14 protein-coding genes and 1 pseudogene are annotated in these 16,990 nt (G+C 72.5%); 4 read left to right on the plus strand and 11 right to left on the minus strand.

The features are described 5' to 3' along the window. A pseudogene (locus IG74_RS46365) lies at window positions 1-224 on the plus strand (beta-galactosidase); the annotation flags it as partial. 222 nt (window positions 225-446) lie between these two features. Here IG74_RS46365 and IG74_RS0129770 read toward each other — a convergent pair. From IG74_RS0129770 to IG74_RS0129785, 4 genes are all read right to left on the minus strand, one after another. Next, complete coding sequence (locus IG74_RS0129770) at window positions 447-3,530, minus strand: endo-alpha-N-acetylgalactosaminidase family protein (RefSeq protein ID WP_030683683.1); 3,084 nt, start codon at window positions 3,528-3,530, stop codon at window positions 447-449. Between the two features lie 188 nt (window positions 3,531-3,718). Then, on the minus strand, window positions 3,719-4,888 hold the full coding sequence (locus tag IG74_RS0129775; protein WP_078869128.1) for a sensor histidine kinase: 1,170 nt from the start codon (window positions 4,886-4,888) through the stop codon (window positions 3,719-3,721). 7 nt (window positions 4,889-4,895) lie between these two features. Next, window positions 4,896-5,543, minus strand: coding sequence for a response regulator (locus tag IG74_RS0129780; protein WP_030683687.1), 648 nt, complete (start codon window positions 5,541-5,543; stop codon window positions 4,896-4,898). A 196-nt stretch (window positions 5,544-5,739) separates the two neighbouring features. Then, window positions 5,740-6,540 (minus strand): S1 family peptidase, encoded by an 801-nt coding sequence (locus tag IG74_RS0129785; RefSeq protein WP_030683688.1) that lies wholly within the window; start codon window positions 6,538-6,540, stop codon window positions 5,740-5,742. A 266-nt stretch (window positions 6,541-6,806) separates the two neighbouring features. Here IG74_RS0129785 and IG74_RS0129790 point away from each other — a divergent pair, with 266 nt between their 5' ends. After that, window positions 6,807-7,703, plus strand: coding sequence for a hypothetical protein (locus IG74_RS0129790; RefSeq protein ID WP_030683689.1), 897 nt, complete (start codon window positions 6,807-6,809; stop codon window positions 7,701-7,703). A gap of 299 nt (window positions 7,704-8,002) precedes the next feature. Next, the gene (locus IG74_RS0129795) at window positions 8,003-8,923 is read left to right on the plus strand and encodes a tyrosine-protein phosphatase (RefSeq protein ID WP_030683692.1); all 921 of its coding nucleotides are present in this window, start codon (window positions 8,003-8,005) and stop codon (window positions 8,921-8,923) included. A gap of 34 nt (window positions 8,924-8,957) precedes the next feature. Here IG74_RS0129795 and IG74_RS0129800 read toward each other — a convergent pair whose 3' ends face one another. From IG74_RS0129800 to IG74_RS0129815, 4 genes are all read right to left on the minus strand, one after another. Then, the gene (locus IG74_RS0129800) at window positions 8,958-9,719 is read right to left on the minus strand and encodes a VWA domain-containing protein (protein WP_030683693.1); all 762 of its coding nucleotides are present in this window, start codon (window positions 9,717-9,719) and stop codon (window positions 8,958-8,960) included. Further along, window positions 9,716-10,600, minus strand: a complete 885-nt coding sequence (gene hsaD / locus IG74_RS0129805) for a 4,5:9,10-diseco-3-hydroxy-5,9,17-trioxoandrosta-1(10),2-diene-4-oate hydrolase (protein ID WP_051855638.1) — start codon at window positions 10,598-10,600, stop codon at window positions 9,716-9,718. The genes IG74_RS0129800 and hsaD overlap by 4 nt, the downstream gene beginning before the upstream one ends. A gap of 65 nt (window positions 10,601-10,665) precedes the next feature. Beyond that, window positions 10,666-11,778 carry a hypothetical protein gene (locus IG74_RS0129810; protein ID WP_234334495.1) on the minus strand — a complete coding sequence of 371 codons (1,113 nt, stop codon included), beginning with the start codon at window positions 11,776-11,778 and terminating at the stop codon, window positions 10,666-10,668. 5 nt (window positions 11,779-11,783) lie between these two features. Next, complete coding sequence (locus IG74_RS0129815) at window positions 11,784-12,002, minus strand: hypothetical protein (protein ID WP_030683700.1); 219 nt, start codon at window positions 12,000-12,002, stop codon at window positions 11,784-11,786. Window positions 12,003-12,129: 127 nt separating this feature from the next. On the opposite strand from IG74_RS0129815, the gene IG74_RS0129820 reads away from it, so the two are divergent. Next, on the plus strand, window positions 12,130-13,023 hold the full coding sequence (locus IG74_RS0129820; protein WP_030683702.1) for a chitosanase: 894 nt from the start codon (window positions 12,130-12,132) through the stop codon (window positions 13,021-13,023). Between the two features lie 195 nt (window positions 13,024-13,218). Here IG74_RS0129820 and IG74_RS0129825 read toward each other — a convergent pair whose 3' ends face one another. The 3 genes from IG74_RS0129825 to IG74_RS0129835 are packed head-to-tail and all read right to left on the minus strand — an operon-like array spanning window position 13,219 to window position 16,362. Further along, a complete protein-coding gene (locus IG74_RS0129825) occupies window positions 13,219-14,052 on the minus strand; it encodes a carbohydrate ABC transporter permease (RefSeq protein ID WP_030683704.1) in 834 nt (277 codons plus the stop codon). Beyond that, entirely contained in the window at window positions 14,049-15,041 is a 993-nt protein-coding gene (locus tag IG74_RS0129830) for a carbohydrate ABC transporter permease (RefSeq protein WP_030683706.1), read from the minus strand. Before IG74_RS0129830 ends, IG74_RS0129825 begins: the two co-directional genes overlap by 4 nt. 19 nt (window positions 15,042-15,060) lie before the next feature. Further along, window positions 15,061-16,362, minus strand: coding sequence for a sugar ABC transporter substrate-binding protein (locus IG74_RS0129835; RefSeq protein WP_030683708.1), 1,302 nt, complete (start codon window positions 16,360-16,362; stop codon window positions 15,061-15,063). Between the last annotated feature and the right edge of the window lie 628 nt (window positions 16,363-16,990).

Raw genomic sequence — 16,990 nt, forward strand, 5'->3', positions numbered from 1 at the left:
GGGGTGTGGTGGAGGTGGCGGGGGCGGGGGACGCGGTGCTCTCCCTTCCGGGGTGGACGCGGGGCTTCGTGTGGGTGAACGGCTTCTGCCTCGGGCGGTATTGGGGGGTGGGGCCGCAGCGGGGGCTGTTCGTGCCGGGGCCGGTGCTGCGGGAGGGGGCGAACGCGGTGTGGGTGCTTGAGGTGGAGGGAGCGGAGGGCCCGGCGGAGGTGCGGCTGCGGTAGCCCTGCCGGGGGCTTCCCCAAGCCCGCCCCTTCCCGATCCGGGGGCTGCCGCCCCCGTGCCCCCGCTTTTCGGCGCTCCGCGCCTCGTCCTCAAACGCCGGACGGGCTGGATCTGTCGCTGCTCACGGCAGGGTTTTCAGCCTCTCCGGCGTTTGAGGAGCGGGGGTCTGGGGGCGGAGCCCCCAGGTCGGGAAGGGGCGGGTCAGGGGCGCCCCGCGAAGGTCACGCCTCGTGGACCTCGAACGTGTCCAGGACGAATTCCGCCTTCCCGTCGTCGCCGACCTTGCGGAGGCCCACCCAGGGCTCTCCGTCCGCGGGTGCGGTGAACTCGTAGGAGTGGGTGGTGGGGGCGAGGGCGACGGGCAGGGGGTCGCGGGAGAGTTCGCGGGGGGCGGGGGTGTCGGTGGCGGTCACCCAGGCGTACTGGCCCGCGGTCTCGTTCTCGTAGCGGAAGGACACCCGGTACCGCTTCCCGGCGACGAAGCGCACGGTGTGCGGCACGGTCCGGTAGACGAGGCCCTCGTTCTCGCCGCGGGACTTGAGGGACTGGCCGCCGTCCACGACGTCGTCGACGGCCTTGCCGTTCCAGCCGCGCTGGGTGAAGGGGGCGTGCCGCTGCGCGATGTGGGTGCGCGGGTCGGTGGCTCCCCCGGCGTCGCCCTTGACGAAGGGGCCCCAGCCCTGCGGCACGTGCTCGAAGTCCTCGCGGCACAGGACGCCGCGGGGCAGCCGGGGCGCGGGTGCGGCGGCCACGACGCGGACGTTGTCGAAGCGGACGCGGGCCCGTCCGGCCGCGGCGCGCAGCGCGAGCCGTACGGGGCCGCCGCCCTCGGGCACGGTGAAGGGGGTGAACAGGCGCTGGAAGCGGGTGCCGTGCTTGCGGTCGGCGGCGACGAAGTTCACGGCGGTGGAGGTGGTGGTCCGGTTCGCGGCGGTGACGCCGTCGGCGGTGCGCACCTCCAGGGTCGCGGTGCGTTCGTCGCCGGGCCGCTCGCCGACCTCGACCTGTACGGAGGCGACGTACGGGCCGGGTTCGAGGCGGCGCAGGCGCTGGGTGACGCAGGCGGCGGCGCCGGGGGCGATGACGAGTTCGTGGTCGCCGAGGGCACTGCGCCGGACGGCGGCGGGCCCGGTGACCTGCCAGGCGTCCAGGGTGCCCGCGTGGAAGCCGGGGTCGCGCAGCGGGGTGCCCTGGCCCCAGTCGGGGTCGGGCAGGGCGCGGGCGCGGGTGCGGTACACGACGTAGGGCTGCTCGGCGCGGGCGTCGATGGTGATCTTCCCGGCGCGGACGGGGAGGGCGCGTTCGTGGACGCGGCCCTGGTCGGTGAGGCGGTACAGGTGCACGGTGCGGGCGCCCGTCCAGCCGCGCGGCAGGGTCCAGCGGCTGGTGCCGCCGCGGGGGTTGTAGTGGTAGAGCTTGGCGGGGTCGGTGGCGCGGCGGGGTTCCCAGGGCAGCAGGTAGGTGCCGTCGGCGTAGACGGGGTGGCCGCCGGTGGTGATGCGGCGGGTGCCGTCGGTGTCGGTCACGGCGGTCGCGCCGTCGCCGAAGAAGGTGATCTCGTGCTCGGTCCACGTCTTGACGGGGTGGGCCTGGAGGTACTTGGCGGGCAGCGCGTGGGTCCAGATCAGCCGGTGGAAGGCGGTCCAGTCGGTCTTGCCGACCCAGCCCTCGTAGTTGCCCATGCGGGCGATGCCGAGGAGGGTGGGCCACTTGTCGGCGAAGACGTCCTTCTGGTGGTGGCGGATGAAGCGGATCAGCTGGGAGTTGATGCCGCGCGAGGTGTCGGGGCCGTAGTCGGTCTCGGTGGCCCAGTGGGACCAGATCGCGGAGCGTTCGAAGCCGTGGCCCCATTCGGTGGTGAGGGTCCAGCCCTGCTCGCGCAGGGTCTGCTGGAGTCGGTCGGAGGTCCAGCCGGACTCGCGGAACACGTCGATGTAGAGGGTGTTGAGCGCCTGGTGGGTCTCGCGGCGCAGGGCGGCGAAGCGGCCTGCGATGTCGCCGGAGACGAGGTCGCGGCGCTGGTCGATGCGGTAGCTCTGGTCGAGCCAGTCCCACTGCTGGTCGGTCTTGTCGACGAGTTTCTCGGAGAAGGCGTGGGCGACGGGGTAGGACTCGGTGGCGTTGACGTGGACGCCGAAGTCGCTGTTCCACTTGGCGCCTTCGCGGACCAGGGTGTTGAGGTCGCGCAGGCCGCCGGCGCGGGTGTTGTGGTTGCCCGCGTAGTCGGGGTGGGCGGAGTCGTGGCCTTCGGACTGGTAGCCCTTGAGGAGGGTGTACTGGCGCAGGCCGTCGGTGGCCAGGTGGATGCGTTTGACCTCGTCGAGGGTGGCGAGGAAGGGGTTGGTGGCCTGGGAGGCGAAGTTGAAGGGGATGTGCGGGACGACGCGCAGGTGCTGCTCGTCGGCGCCGAGCGGGTTGACCATGATGTCGCGGAAGGCGATCGCGGCGTCCTGCCAGTCGACCTTGCCGTCGCCGTTGCGGTCGCCGGTGACGACGACGGTGGCGTAGGGCAGCGGCTCGGTGGCGTCGACGGGCGAGGTGGCGGCGCGGTGGGTCCACTGGCCGGGGGTGAGGCGGGCCTCGGTGCGGCCGTCGGCGCGCAGGGTCTGGCGCCACAGGCGGCCGTTGTCCCAGCTGGTCTCGGACGTGGGCTTGTCGTAGACGGTGTTGGTCTCGACGGCGCCGCCGAGCCGGTCGTGCGCGAGCACGGCGTAGGCGCAGCCCGTGGGTGCCTGTGCGGGGGTGTCCGCGGCGAGCCGGACGAGGGTGTCGCCGCTCTTGGCCTTGTCGAGCTGGACGCGGGCGGCGAGCAGGGTCGCACCGGGCTGGTCGCTGCGGACGGACAGCAGGGCGAGGCCGGGGACGCGGAGGGTGCCGACGCGCAGGGCGGGGGTGTCCTGGATCCGGGTGACGCGCCAGTGGACCTGGCGGCCCGCCACGGAGATCTCCACGTCGAGGCGGGTGCCGCCGTCGAAGGTGAGGACGTAGGCCGCGCGGTCGTGGTGTGCCGTCGCGGTGACCTTCGGGGTGTGTTCCTTGTCGTCGATGAGGAGCGTGGTGACGGGGTCCGGCTGTGCGTGCAGCACGGCGCCGCTCGCGCGGTCGGTGTACGACACCACGCGCGGGAAGGCGGTGGCGACGCGGACGTCGAGGGCGGCGGAGCGCAGCACCGCCTCGTCGGCGCGCGGTCCCGCTGCGGGCGCGGCGTGCGCGGTGCCCGCGCTCACGGCGGCCCCCAGTGAGGCGAGCGCCCCGGTGGCGACGACGGCTCTGCGGCTCGGCCCGGACGGCTGTGACGGCGGCATGGACGCACCCCTTGGTGGGACGGAATTCGTGACGGTCACGATGCGCCGGGGGTGCGGGGGGCGCCCATGGACAAAGGAGCGGGAGGTGTTGGACTAAGCGCGGGGCGGTCGGGCAGCGCCCCGAAGGGGCGCGGGGAACTGCGCGACAAGCCACGACGGACCCGCAGACGAAACGCTGAGCCCGTGACTCAGGCCGCCTCCCCCTGCCCGTACGGCAGTACGGCGCGAACCTCCCAGCCCCCGTCCGGGCGCGGGCCCGCGGTGAGCCGCCCCCCGAGGGCACGGACGCGCTCCGCCAGGCCCACGAGACCGAATCCACCCCGGTCGCCGGGGCCGGGCGATGGCGCCGGGGCGCCGTCATCAGTGACTCGCACCTCAAGGCCGCCCTCGGCCAGCCGCACGGTGACGCGGACGGCGGTAGCCCCGGCGGCGTGTTTGCGTACGTTGGTCAGCGCCTCGCGCACGATGTGGTGGGCGGTGGCCGCGAGATCGGCCGGAAGGCGTTCCTGCAGCCCGTGTTCCACCTCAACCGTCACGGGCGGCCCGGCGACGGCACCGGCGTGGGCGAGCGCGCGCAGCTCGGTGAGCCCCGGCAGGGGCGCCGTGCGCGCCTCGCCCTCGCGCAGGACGCGCACCAGGCGGCGCATCGCGCCGAGGGCCGCGTCGCCCGCGTCCGCGATGCGGGCGAAGGTGTCGGCGGTGGTGGGGGCGTCGACGGCGGTGCCCGCGGTGAAGCCCGCGGCGCGGGCCTGCACGACGATGCCGGTGACGTGGTGGGCGACCAGGTCGTGCAGTTCGCGGGCGAGGTCGAGGCGCTCGGCGGCGCGCGCGGCCTCCATGTCGCGCACGCGCTGGGCCTCCGTGCCGCGCAGCAGCAGGGAGAAGGCGCTGACCACGGCGGCGAGCGCGGAGAACAGGAGCGTGAAGCGGCCGGGCGCCGCGTCGCGTACGGGCGCCGCGGCGCAGGCGAGGGCGAGCAGCGGTCCGAGTACGGCGGCGCGCCGTGCGGGCAGCCGCAGCAGGACGCCGGTGAGCAGCACGAGCAGGGCGACGGCCTCGCCCAGGCCCCAGACGGCGAGCGGCCGTCCGCTGGCGAACACGTACAGGGTCGCGGCCCAGGAGACTCCGGCGGCGGTCCAGGCGCGGGCGGCGAGGGGCACGCGCGCCCAGGGCACGGCGCACAGGCAGGTGACGATGCCCGCGGTGAGCAGTGCGGCGCGGGGCTCGGTGGGGTTGCGGGTGAGCGTGAGGCCTTCGACGAGCACGAGGAGCACGAGGGCGGCGGCGAACAGGAGCCGGGCGCCGTGGCGCAGCGCGGGGTGCCGGTCGAGGGCGGGCGGTCTCAGGGCGGGGCGCACGGCGGGCTCACGGGGCCTTGGTGGCGAGTCCGCTCTCCCACGCCCAGGCGGCGATCTCCACGCGGTTGCGGGCGGCCAGTTTGGCCTGGACGTTCGCGAGGTGGGACTTGACCGTGGACAGGGACACGTACAGCTCGGCGGCGATCTCGGCGTTGGTGCGGCCGCGGGCGAGGGCGCGGACGACGTCCCGCTCGCGCTGGGTGAGGGGTTCGGCGGGGCCGGGGGCCGCCTTGCGGGGGGCCAGTTCGCGCAGCAGGCGCACGGTGACGGCGGGTGAGACGAGGGCGTCGCCGACGGCGGCGGCCCGGACGGCCTCGACGAGCATGGCGGGGCTGGCGTTCTTCAGGAGGAACCCGCAGGCGCCGCCGTGCAGCGCGGCGTGGACGTACTCGTCGAGGTCGAAGGTGGTGACGATGACGATGCGGGGGCGGCTGCCGCGGGCGGTGAGGCGGCGGGTGGCCTCCAGGCCGTCGAGGCGGGGCATGCGGATGTCGAGCAGGAGGACGTCCGGGTCGTGCCGCTCGACGGCGTCGAGCGCGGCCTCGCCGTCGACGACGTCGGCGAGCACCTCGATGTCGGGCTTGCTCTCCAGGATCATGCGGAAGCCGGTGCGGACCATCTCCTGGTCGTCCGCGATGACCACCGTGATCGCCATGTGCCGCTGCCTCGCCGTCGCCTGTCTCGTACGCGACGAGTGTCCCATATGTACGCAGCCGGGCCGTACTCCTGTACGGGTGCGCGGGTGCCGGGGCGCGGCCGTCCGGGACGCGGAGAGCCGGGCCCCGGAAAGGGGCCCGGCTCCGTGCACGGCACTGCTCACCGACCGTGCGTCGCGGTGGTGGGGCGGGACGTCAGAGCTGGTTGGCGTACTTGGTTATGTCGGCCGCGAAGGTCGACACCTCGGTGTAGACGCCGGGGTAGGCCGGGCGGGCGCAGCCGGTGCCCCAGCTGACGATGCCGACCTGGATGTACTGGCCCGCGTCGTCCTTGCGGAACATGGGGCCGCCCGAGTCGCCCTGGCAGGTGTCGACGCCGCCGACGCCGAGCTTGCCCGCGCAGATCTCCTCGCCCGGGATGATGTCGCCGTTGTACGCGCGCGAGCAGTCCGCGTCGCTCACGAACGGCACGGTGGCCTTGAGCAGGTAGCGCTGCTGCGGGCCGCCTTCGCGGGCGGCGCCCCAGCCCGCGACGGTGAAGTTGCCGTTGTTGTACTTGGTGTCGGTGGCGATCTTCAGCGTGGGCTGGTTGATCGGCTTGGCGAGCTTGATCAGCGCCCAGTCCTTGCCGCTGCCGTTGTAGCCCGGGGCCTGCAGGACCTTGGTGGACTTGACCTTGATGGCGCTGGAGCTCTGCAGGTCGACGACGCCGCCGGTGGCGGTGATGGAGGTGTTGTTGCCGGAGCCGTCGACACAGTGCGCGGCGGTGAGGACGACGTCCTGCTTCAGCAGGGAGCCGCCACAGCCCATCGACAGGCGGACCATGAACGGGAACTCACCCTGCGCGGCGCGCGTGCCGCCGACGACCTGCTGACCCGGGGTGGGGCCGGGGTGCGGGGCCGCCTGGGCGGCGAGGGGCTGCAGGCTGAGTCCGGCGAGGGCGATCGACCCGAGGACGGTGGCTCTCTTGACTCCACGAAGCTTGTCGGTCTTCAACGTGATGTCCCTTCATGGGAGTTGTGGGGGGTTGCGCAACGCGACGGGCCCATGCCGCACGCGCCGGAGCGCTGCGTGGCATGAGCCCGCCAAAGCGTTGTTGGATTATGAGGAGGCCCACACGCGGCCGACAAGGGGCGGTTTTCAGCCAGCCGTCGACTTCCGAGCTGGTTACGGCCGCGAACAACGCCCGTACAGTAGGGACGAGTTGGGATGATCCATGCGGGATCCGGCATCGGATTCCGCCGCGGCCCAGGGGGGACGGCGTGGCCAACGAGCGGCCCGTGGAGCACGGCTACCCCCATCTGGAGACGGTCCGCGCCGCCGTCACCGCGCTGTACAAACGGCTCTCGTACGACACCGTCCACTCCTTCGACACCAGCGTGGCGCCCGCGGACGTGGCCTTCTGCGACCAGGACGACCTGCACCTCGGCGCGCAGCGGGTGGCCCGCGAGATGGTGCGGCACCTGCGCCTCCCCGACGCCCGCCTGATCGTGTCGTTCCGCGAGATGGAGCACGCCGCGTTCGTCGAACTGACCGCGGGGCCCGAGTACTTCATCGAGCTGAACGACCGCTTCCGGCGCCACCGCAGGGACATCGGAGCGGCCCTCGCGCACGAGGTGATGCACGTGTACCTGCACCGCCTCGGCCTGACCTTCCCCGGCACCCGCGCCAACGAGATCCTCACGGACACCGCGACGACCTACCTCGGCGCGGGCTGGCTCCTCCTGGACGCCTACCGCGAGGACGGCGCGTCCTCGCAGAAGCTCGGCTACCTCACGCCGGAGGAGTTCGGGTACGTGCTCGCCAAGCGGGCCCTCGCGTTCGGCGAGGCGCCCGAGACGTGGTTCACCAGCGCGCAGGCGTACACCGCGTACACGCGGGGCCTGGCGCAGGCCCGCCGCGACGGGCAGCAGCCGCCGCTGACCGCGGCGGGCTGGGCGGGGCGCCGCCGCTACGCCAAGGACCGGCGATACGCCCTCGACCACGGCTCGGGACCCCGGTCCGGCGGGTCGTACTCCTTCTCCCGGCCCGACGCGGCGGGTCCGCTGCGGGTCTCCTTCCCCTGCCCCACGTGCCACCAGCGGATCCGCCTCCCGGCGCGGGGGCGGGTACGGGCGCGCTGCGGCCTGTGCCGCACGGTCCTGGACTGCGACACGTAGCCCGGCCGCCCCGGGGCCCCCTCGCCGCCGGTGCAGGCCCCGACCTGGTGGCTTGCACGTCGCCGTCCGGCGCAAGAGCCAGCCAGGAGGCCGCGGACGCGTGGCGCGGGAGGGCCGCGCAGCCCTAGCCGCCCGCGCCCGGCCGCCCATCCATAGCCGACCGCCCGTAGCTGACCGTCCGTAGCTGACTGTCCGTAGCTGACTGTCCGTCAAAAACTCCGCGCGTCCGCCTTCCCCCTTCAAGACCCCCTCGCTACCGTCCCGCACGACCGGACCACGGCGCGGCGGAAGGCGGACCGATGCGCGGCAGCACTCGCACCCTCACGGCGGCCACGGCCGTCCTCATCGCACTCGGCACCGGCGCCGCGCCCGCGGCGGGATCGGCGCCCGCGCCGGACCGCTCGTACACCGCGGCGGAGCGGTCGGCGCACCGGCAGCAGATCCCGCTCCAGGGCGCCGTCAACGTCCGTGACGTGGGCGGCCACCGCACCTACGACGGCGAGCGGGTCAGGCTCGGCCTGGTCTACCGCGCCGACGCCCTCAGCAAGCTCACCGACGCGGACGTCGGCACGCTGGCCGGGCTCGGCCTGCGCACGGTGGTGGACTTCCGGGTCGCGGAGGAGGTCCGGTACGACGGGCAGGACCGGCTCCCCGCCGGGCTCGCCGCCACCGCGCGGCCGGTGCCGGACAACGGCCTCTTCCGGCAGCTCATGACCGTGATCGGCTCCCGCGACCCGGTCAAGCAGGAGGAGCTGCTCGGCGGCGGCAGGGCCGAGGCCTTCATGCGGGAGGTGTACCGCGCGTTCGTCACGGACGCCACGGGCCGCGCGCACTTCGCGGCGACGCTGCGCGACCTCGCGGCCGCGGGCTCCGCGCCGCTGCTCTACCACTGCACGGCGGGCAAGGACCGCACGGGCTGGCTGACGTACGTCCTGCTGCGCGCGGTCGGCGTGCCCGAACGGACGGCCGTGGCGGACTACTTGGCGTCGAACACCTTCCGCGCCGCCCACGACGCCAGGCTGCGCGAGTCGCTCAAGCAGGCGGGGCTCATGGTCAAGCCGGAGCTCCTCATCCCGCTCCAGGAGGTCCGTACGGACTACCTCGACGCGGCGCTCACCGAGGCGACGCGGCGGTACGGCGGCTTCGGCGGCTATCTGACGAAGGGCCTGGGCCTGGCCCCGCGCACGCTGCTCGGCCTGCGCGAACGCCTGGTCGGCTGAGCCGCCGCGGGCCGCCGGGGGCCGCCGCGCGCGGTCAGGCGGTGCGCGGGGCGACGATGCCGAGCGCCCGTGCCGCCTTCAGCCACTGCGGGAACTCCCCCACCAGGTGGTCGTAGAGGACGTCGTCGGGCACCGCGCGCGGCTCCTCGCCCGCGTGGAAGAACCCGGCGTTGTCGACGGGCCGCTTCTCGGGCACGGCCAGGTCGTCGAGGCGCCGCAGATAGTCGAACTGCCTGCTCCCGGGGTCGCCGAAGCCGATGAACTTCCAGAACATCGGCAGTTTCGCGGCCTTGCACAAGTACCGTTCGGCCGCGGCCTTGTTGAGGGGGCCGCCGTCGGTCTGGAAGACGACGAGCGCGGGCGCGGGCGGGCCCTCGCCCCGGCTCCGCGCGCTCTCCGCGGCGTCCAGGTAGTGGTCGATGACGGCGTCCATGGCCAGGTGGTAGTTGGTCTTCCCCATGTGGCCGAGGCCCGCGGCGATCTTCTCGATCCGGCCGCGGTGGCGGGCCAGTTCGACGTCGGCGACGGCGTCCACGTCCGTGGAGAAGAACACGGTCGGCACGACGCCGTCGTCGTCCAGGTGCGCGGACAGGCCGAGGACGCGGTCGGCGAGCGCCTGGACGCTGCCGTCCTGGTAGTACGGCCGCATGGAACCGGAGTAGTCGACCACCAGGTAGACGGCGGCCCGCTCGCCCTCCAGGCCGTGCGCGCGCACGGAGGCGCCCGCCGTCTTGTAGAGGCTGACGAGCGCGGGCGCCGTCTCCTCGACCTTGCGGAGGCTGATCGCGGCGGTCATGCCGGGCCCGTGAGGAAGTCGACGGCGAGGCGCAGGAATTCGTCGGCCCGCTCGGCGAAGGCCAGGTGGCCGCAGCGCGGGAAGACGTGCAGACGGGCGTCGGGCATGGCCTTCAGGGCGACGAACGCGCCGTCGAGCGGGTTCACCCGGTCCTCGCGCCCCCAGGTCAGGAGCGTCGGCCGGGTCACGCGATGGGCCTCGCGCCACAGCAGCGCGCCCTCCGGCCACTTCGCGAACGCGGCGCCCACGCGCTGGGCGCCGAGCCTGGCCTCCGGCTCCAGGGCGCCGGCGAACCGCTCCTCGACGAGGTCGTCGGTGACGTACGCCGGGTCGTGGACGAGGGTCGTCAGAAACGCCCGCATCGCCTCGCGGGTCGGCTCGGGCGCCGCGCCGAACTCGATGAGCCGTCGTACGCCTTCGGGCGGGTCGGCCGAAAAGACGTTCAGGGAGAGGCCGCCGGGGGCCATGAGCAGCAGCCTGCCGACCTTGTCCGGGTGGTCGAGGGCCAGCCGCACGCAGGCGCCGCCGCCGAGCGAGGCGCCCGCGAAGTGGGCGCGGGTGATGCCCAGTTCGTCGAGCAGCGCAGCGACGGCGGCGGCGCTGAAGGAGAAGAAGTCCCGGTCGGGCTCGGGCTTGTCGGACGCGCCGAAGCCGGGCTGGTCGACGAGCAGCGTGCGGAAGTGCCGTGCGAAGCCGGGCAGCAGGTCGCCGAAGGTCGACCAGGCCGACGCGCCGGGGCCGCCGCCGTGCAGCATCACCAGGACGGGCGCCGCGGGGTCCTCGGGGCCCGCCTCGTGGTAGCGCAGTCGCAGACCGTTGGCCTCGGCCGTGCGCGAAGTGCCCGCACGCGTGCGGTCCGTCCCCTTCGTCTCACTCGTCACGCCCCCATCCTCCCCCATCCGCCCACCCGCCCCGCACGGGACCGGGTGGGCGCTACCCCCGGGGGCTACGTCGGTTCGGCGTCGCGGAAGGACGGCAGGGCGAAGATCCTGGTCTTCGCCTCGTCCGACATCAGCTCCACCAGGGGAAGGACCAGGCCCCACAGGTCCCGCTTGTCGACCTCGCGGGCGAGCGCGTCGAGGTCCTCGTCCGCGAGCGCCCCGGCCCGCTCCGCGACGACCTGCCGCGACGGCTCGGGCAGGACCTCCACGAGCGGCAGGAACTCGGCCCACAGGCCGGTGGACACGACGGCGGGCACGATGCCTTCGAGGACGCCGGGCTCGCGGAGCGCGGGCAGCGCGGCGACGGCGCGCCGCTCCTCCTCGGACAGCAGGGCCACCAGCGGAAGGAGCGACTCCCAAAGGCCCTGCGCGGCCACGGTCGTGACGAGCGCGTCGAGGCGCTCGGCGGGCTGCGCCGCCGCGAGCGAGGCGATCCGTCCGCGCTGCTCGCCGGTGACCATCCCGGCGACGGCGAGCGCCTCGGGCCACAGCCCTTCGGTGGCGGCGGAGGCGATGACGGTCGCGAGCCGCTCCTCGCCCATCAACTCGACGATGCGGCCGAGGTGTTCGGGGTCGTCGACGAGGAAGCCGGTGCGCAGCACGGCCGCGTCGTCGACCTGCGGCAGGATGCGGCCCAGCGCGGAGTCCCTCAGATGGCCGACGAACCGCCCCATGGTGAGGTGGTCCTCTCGTCCGGCGAGTTCGAGGGAGATGCGCACGACGAGGCCCTCGTCGAGCCGGTCGACGATGCCGCTGATCCGCCGCGGGTCGAGGTGCCCGCAGGACTCGGCGGTGAAGGCGACGGGCAGCTTCTCGATGATGTCGGCGGCGCGGGCCGGTTCGAGGCGCCCGGCGACGGCCGCGGCGAGCCGGGGGCCGAGCGCCTTCTGGGAGATTGCGGCGGCGACCCCGGCGGGCACGAGCTTGGTGGCGGAGGCGATGCGGTCGAGCATCTCCGGCGACCGGTCGTAGAGCGCGGCGACGCAGTCGGCGCGCAGGCGGCGCACGTCGTCGGCGGGCAGCTCGCCGAGGAACGCGAGGTCGTCGGGGTCGACGTCGAGGAGCCGGGCGGTCTTCAGGGTCTCGGCCCTGGCGCGCAGCTTGTCCACGGTGTTCACGCCCCCTAGCGGAAGAGGATCCGGCGGACCGGGCCGCGGGCCAGGGCGGGCACCAGCTTCAGGGCGTCCTCAGCCGCCTCGTTCAGGCCGGAGGCCCGGCGTTCGCGCTCGCGGCGCAGTGCGGTGGCGAGCCGTTCGATGTGGTCGGGCGCAAGCCTCCCGACGCTTTCCGGGGGTTCGGCCCCCAGCTCCGTCTTCAGCTGCTCCACTGCTCGGGTGTTCACGGGGGACCTCCCACGACGCGCGGCTGCTGCGGGGTTCGCGTCCCGAGAGTGGAGCGGAATTGAATAATAGTCAATAGCGGGGGACGGGGCGTCTGCGCCCGGCGTCCGCACCCGTACGCTTGGCCGAATGAAACGCGCTGGTCTGCTTCTTCTCGCGGTCGTCCCCCTCACCGTCGCCGCGGTCGCGTGCTCCGCCGCCGACGGCTCCAAGGGAACGGGCAAGGGCACGTCCACCACCGCGCGGCCCTACGACGAGAACGGGTCGTCGGTGGACCGGCGCACGGACGACAAGAGGGTGGCGGACCTGCCGCCAGGCCTCGCGGCGCCCGCGAAGAAGGAGCTCGCGATGCGGCTCGTCGCGAGCGCGGAGAACTCGACACTCGACTGGCGCGGCCAGTACGGCTACATCGAGGACATAGGCGACGGCCGCGGCTACACCGCGGGCATCATCGGCTTCTGCACCGGCACCCACGACCTGCTGAAGCTCGTCGAGGACTACACGGAGAAGCACCCGGACAACGGCCTGGCCCGCTTCCTGCCCGCCCTGCGCGCGGTCGACGGCAGCGACTCGCACGAGGGCCTGGGGCGGCCCTTCACGCGCGCGTGGGCGCGGGAGGCGCGCGCGGCCGCCTTCCAGCGGGCCCAGGACGCGGTGCGCGACCGCCTCTACTTCGACCCGGCGGTCCGCGCCGCCAAGCTCGACGGGCTCGGCACGCTCGGGCAGTTCGTGTACTACGACGCGATGGTCATGCACGGCCCCGGCACCGGGCCGAAGGCCTTCTACGGCCTGCGCGACGCCGCGCTCAAGAAGGCCCGCACCCCGGCGGACGGCGGCGCCGAGACGACGTACCTCGACGCCTTCCTCGACGTCCGCCGCACCCTGATGAAGACCGAGAAGTCCCACCGCGACACCACCCGCATAGACACAGCCCAGCGCCGCTTCCTCCGCGAGGGGAACCTGGACCTGCGCACGCCGTTGACGTGGCGGGTGTACGGCGAGAGGTACCGGGTCCCCCGCTAGGCAGGCACAGCGACGGGAGCGCCCCAAAGGGGCGCGGGCCTGTATCGATCTGCGGCTCCGCCGCGCGGGCGCGACCAGCCACGACGAGCCCGCAGCCGCCCGACGGCACAACGCGGCACATCCAGCGGCGCCGGGCGCACCACGGGCCCGGACCCCACACGGGAATCCGGGCCCGGGACGGGCGTACGGCGGGGCTCAGCCCTTGACCGCCCCGGCCGCGAGGCCGGAGCCCAGGCGGCGGTGCACGATCACGAAGAAGATCATCACCGGCAACGTGACCAGCGTGGAGCTGGCCATGACGGGCCCCCAGGAGGTGGTGTTCTCACCGAAGAACTGGAAGATGCCCACGGCCGCCGTGTACTTGTCGCTGCCCTTCATGAAGGTGTACGCGAACACGAACTCGTTCCACGCCGTGATGAAGGCGAAGATCGAGGTGGCCACCAGGCCGGGACCGACCAGCGGAAGCAGCACGGACCAGAACATGCGGAACCAGGACGCGCCGTCGATGTACGCCGCCTCCTCGACCTCCTTGGGCACCGCCGCGACGAAGCCGCGCAGGGTCCAGATCGCGAACGGCAGCGACAGGGCGATGTACACCACCGAGAGGCCGAGCAGCGAGTTCAGCATCTCGAAGTCCCGCATCTGGATGAACAGCGGGATGACGAGGGCCTCCAGCGGCACCATCTGCACGACGAGCACCATGATCAGCACGGACGTGCGGAACTTGAACTTGAAGCGGGCCACCGCGATCGCCGCGAACAGCGAGAGCGCGGCCGCCGCGGCGATCGTGGCGACGCCGACGATCGCCGAGTTCAGCAGGTACTGGCCGAAGTTGCCCCGGTCGAAGACGAAGTCGAAGTGGTCGAACGTCAGGCCGCTCGGCAGCAGGTCTGAGCCGCGCGTGATGGCCTTCGGGTCGAGCGCCGTGGAGACCATCCAGTAGACGGGGAACAGTGTGAAGACCAGCAGCGCGATCACCGCGACCGGCAGGCCGATGCGTGAGGCGAGCGTGGTACGGCGGACGCTCACAGTTCCTCCTCCCCCTGCCGGAACAGCGTACGGATGTAGATGACGGTGATCACCAGGAGCAGCAGCGTCAGGAGGACCGCGGCCGCGGCACCCGTGCCGTAGTCGTTCTTGGCGAACGCCTCGATGTACGAGTAGACGCCGAGGTTGTAGACGTCCGGGTTGGACCCGCTGCCTCCCGGCATCAGGAAGACCTGGGTGAAGACCTTGAAGTCCCAGATGGTGGACAGGATGGTCACCACTAGGAAGACCGGCTTGATGCTCGGCACGGTGATCTTCCAGAACCGCTGCCAGGCGTTGGCGCCGTCGATCTCGCCCGCCTCGTACAGCTCCTTCGGGATGGTGAGCAGCCCGGCGAGCACGGTGATCGCGACGAACGGGAAGCCGTGGTGCACGACGTTGATCGTCGCGATCCCGTAGAACGGCAGCCGTTCGGTGAACCAGTTGGTGGTCTCCGCGTCGATCAGGCCGAGCGAGTCGGCGACCTGGCTGACCATGCCGTCCTGCGGCTGGAACAGCCAGATCCACACGTACGTGCCGGTGACCGCGGGCATCGCCCACGCGGCCAGGATGGACACCGAGCAGATCAGCTTCCACGTGGTGCCGAGCCGGTTGAGCAGCAGGGCCACCAGGGTGCCGAGCACGACGGTCAGGCCGACGCACGCGAACGCGAAGAACACCGTGTTCGGCAGGACCGTCTTCCACAGCAGGTCGCCGGTCAGCAGGTCCTTGTAGTGGTCGAAGCCGATGTACGTGCCCTCGCCGCCGCCGAACTTGACCTTGTAGTCCTGCAGCGACAGCTTGCCGACCTGGATCAGGGGCCACAGGAGCAGCCCCACGAGCACGATCAGGGAGGGGGCGAGCAGCAGCCAGGGCCGGGTGAGGGTGACCAGTTTCTTGCGGCGGCGCGCGGCTTCGGCGCCCCCGTCGTCTGATTGCGGGCGGACCGAAGGCGTGACCTCCGGCCCGTCACTGACGAGCGTGTCTTTCACGGCGTGACTCGTCTTTCGCTTACTTGTCCTTGGCGAAGATGTCGTCCATGTCCTTCGCCGCCTTGTCCGCGGCCTCCTGGACGGACGACTTGCCCGTGAGGATCGACTGGACCATGCCGGTGATGACCTGCGAGGCCTGGATCTCGCCGTACGCCTTCGTCTTCGGAACGGTGGCGCCGGCCTCGATCATCTGCTTCGCGAACGGCTCGACCAGCGGGTCCTTCTGGTCCTGGATCTTCTTCAGCTCGGAGTTCTGGCCGGGGAAGTAGTTGGTCTGCTTGGCCCACTTCGCGGCGAACTCACCGGTGGTCATCAACTTGACCAGCTCCCAGGCGAGTTCCTTCTTGTCCGTGTTGAACGCGGACAGGTAGGAGCCGCCGAGGAAGGACTTGCTCATGCCGCCGTTCGGCCCGGGGATCGGCACGGCGCCGAGCTTGCCCTTGAGCTTCGGGTTCGCCTCGACGATGGCCTTGGGGGTCCAGTTGCCGCCGACCGACATGGAGATCTCGCCCTTGTTCCAGGCGTCGCCGACCTCCTTCTCCGTCCAGGTGTTGACCTTGGCCGGGGAGACCTTGTCCTTCCGCGCCAGGTCCGTGTAGTACGTGAGGCCCTTCACGGCCTCGGGCGAGTTGATGGCGGACTTCCACTTGTCGCCCTGCTGGGTGGCGAGTTCACCGCCCGCGCCCCAGACGAAGGCCGTCGCGAACATCTCCGCGCCGCCCGCCACCGGGAAGGCGATCTTGTCCGGCTCCTTCGCCTTGAGCGTCTTCGCCGTCTCCTGGAGCTCCTTCCAGGTCGTCGGCGGCTTCAGGTTGTGCTTCTCGAAGACGTCCTTGCGGTACACGATGGACCGCACACCCGCGTACCACGGCATGCCGTACTGCTTGCCGTCCAGGGTGCCCGCGTCCTTCAGGCCCTCCACCAGGTCGTTCGACAGGCCCGACTTCTTCAGGTCGTCCGTGACGTCGACGAGCGCGCCGGTCTCGGCGAACTGCGGCACCCACGTCGTGCCGACCTCGGCGACGTCGGGGACCTGGTCCTCGCCGCCCTCGATGGCCGTCGTGAACTTCTTCTGGGCGGTGGCCCACTGCTGGTACTCGACCTTGATCTTGGCACCGGTCTTCTTCTCGAAGGCCGCGCCGACCTCCTTGAAGAAGGGCCGGGGGTCGGGGTTGGTCCCCTCCATGATCCATACGGTGAGGGTCTTGCCCTTGCCGTCGGCCTTGTCGCCCTTTTCCCCGTCGCCGTCATCGCCGCACGCGGTTGCGGTCAGACCGAGCGTCAGGGCGATACAACCCGCCGCGATGACACGTCGCTTCATGCCGGCCCCCTTCAGGTTCTTGTAGTGGGAGCGATTGTGCTCACGCAGGGTGTTGGCGGTCTAGACCCTTTCGGGGAAGCGGCCGAACCGTAATCACCGTTGCGCGGTGCGCTATCGCTGTGTTCCGACGGTGTCGTACGGCGCCGCCGGGCGGCGGATCGCCTCCGCGGTCCCACCCGTTTGCCGCACATCTGCCGCCCGGCAGGGGGCTTTCTCCCCCACCCGCCCACCCTCGTCCCCCTGCCTCCTCCGAGCGCCTCACGCCGTGCGGCCCGGGACCGACCAGATCCGGCCACCGGCCCGCGCCCGAGCGCGGGTTGAGAACCACGCCGCGGCACCCACCCTGCCCGGGGCACGGCCCCGCCCTCGCCACGGCGCCTGACGCCGGAACCACGCCACCCAGACGCTCGGACACTGGCCGAAGCCAGACCTGAAGCCACGAGGCCGCCGCACACCCACGCGCGGCACCCCCATCCACCGCTCCCGCACCCTCACCCGACACGGCTCGGGCTCGCCGACCGGGACAGCGCCCCCACCACGCGCGACCACCTCACGCAGAGCGATCAAACTCAGCCACGCCCCCCACCCAGGCACCGGTTGAAAACGGGGCCGAAGCCCTTCACGCCAC

The organism is Streptomyces sp. NRRL B-1347 (assembly GCF_000720325.1).
Classification (GTDB): Bacteria; Actinomycetota; Actinomycetes; order Streptomycetales; family Streptomycetaceae; genus Streptomyces.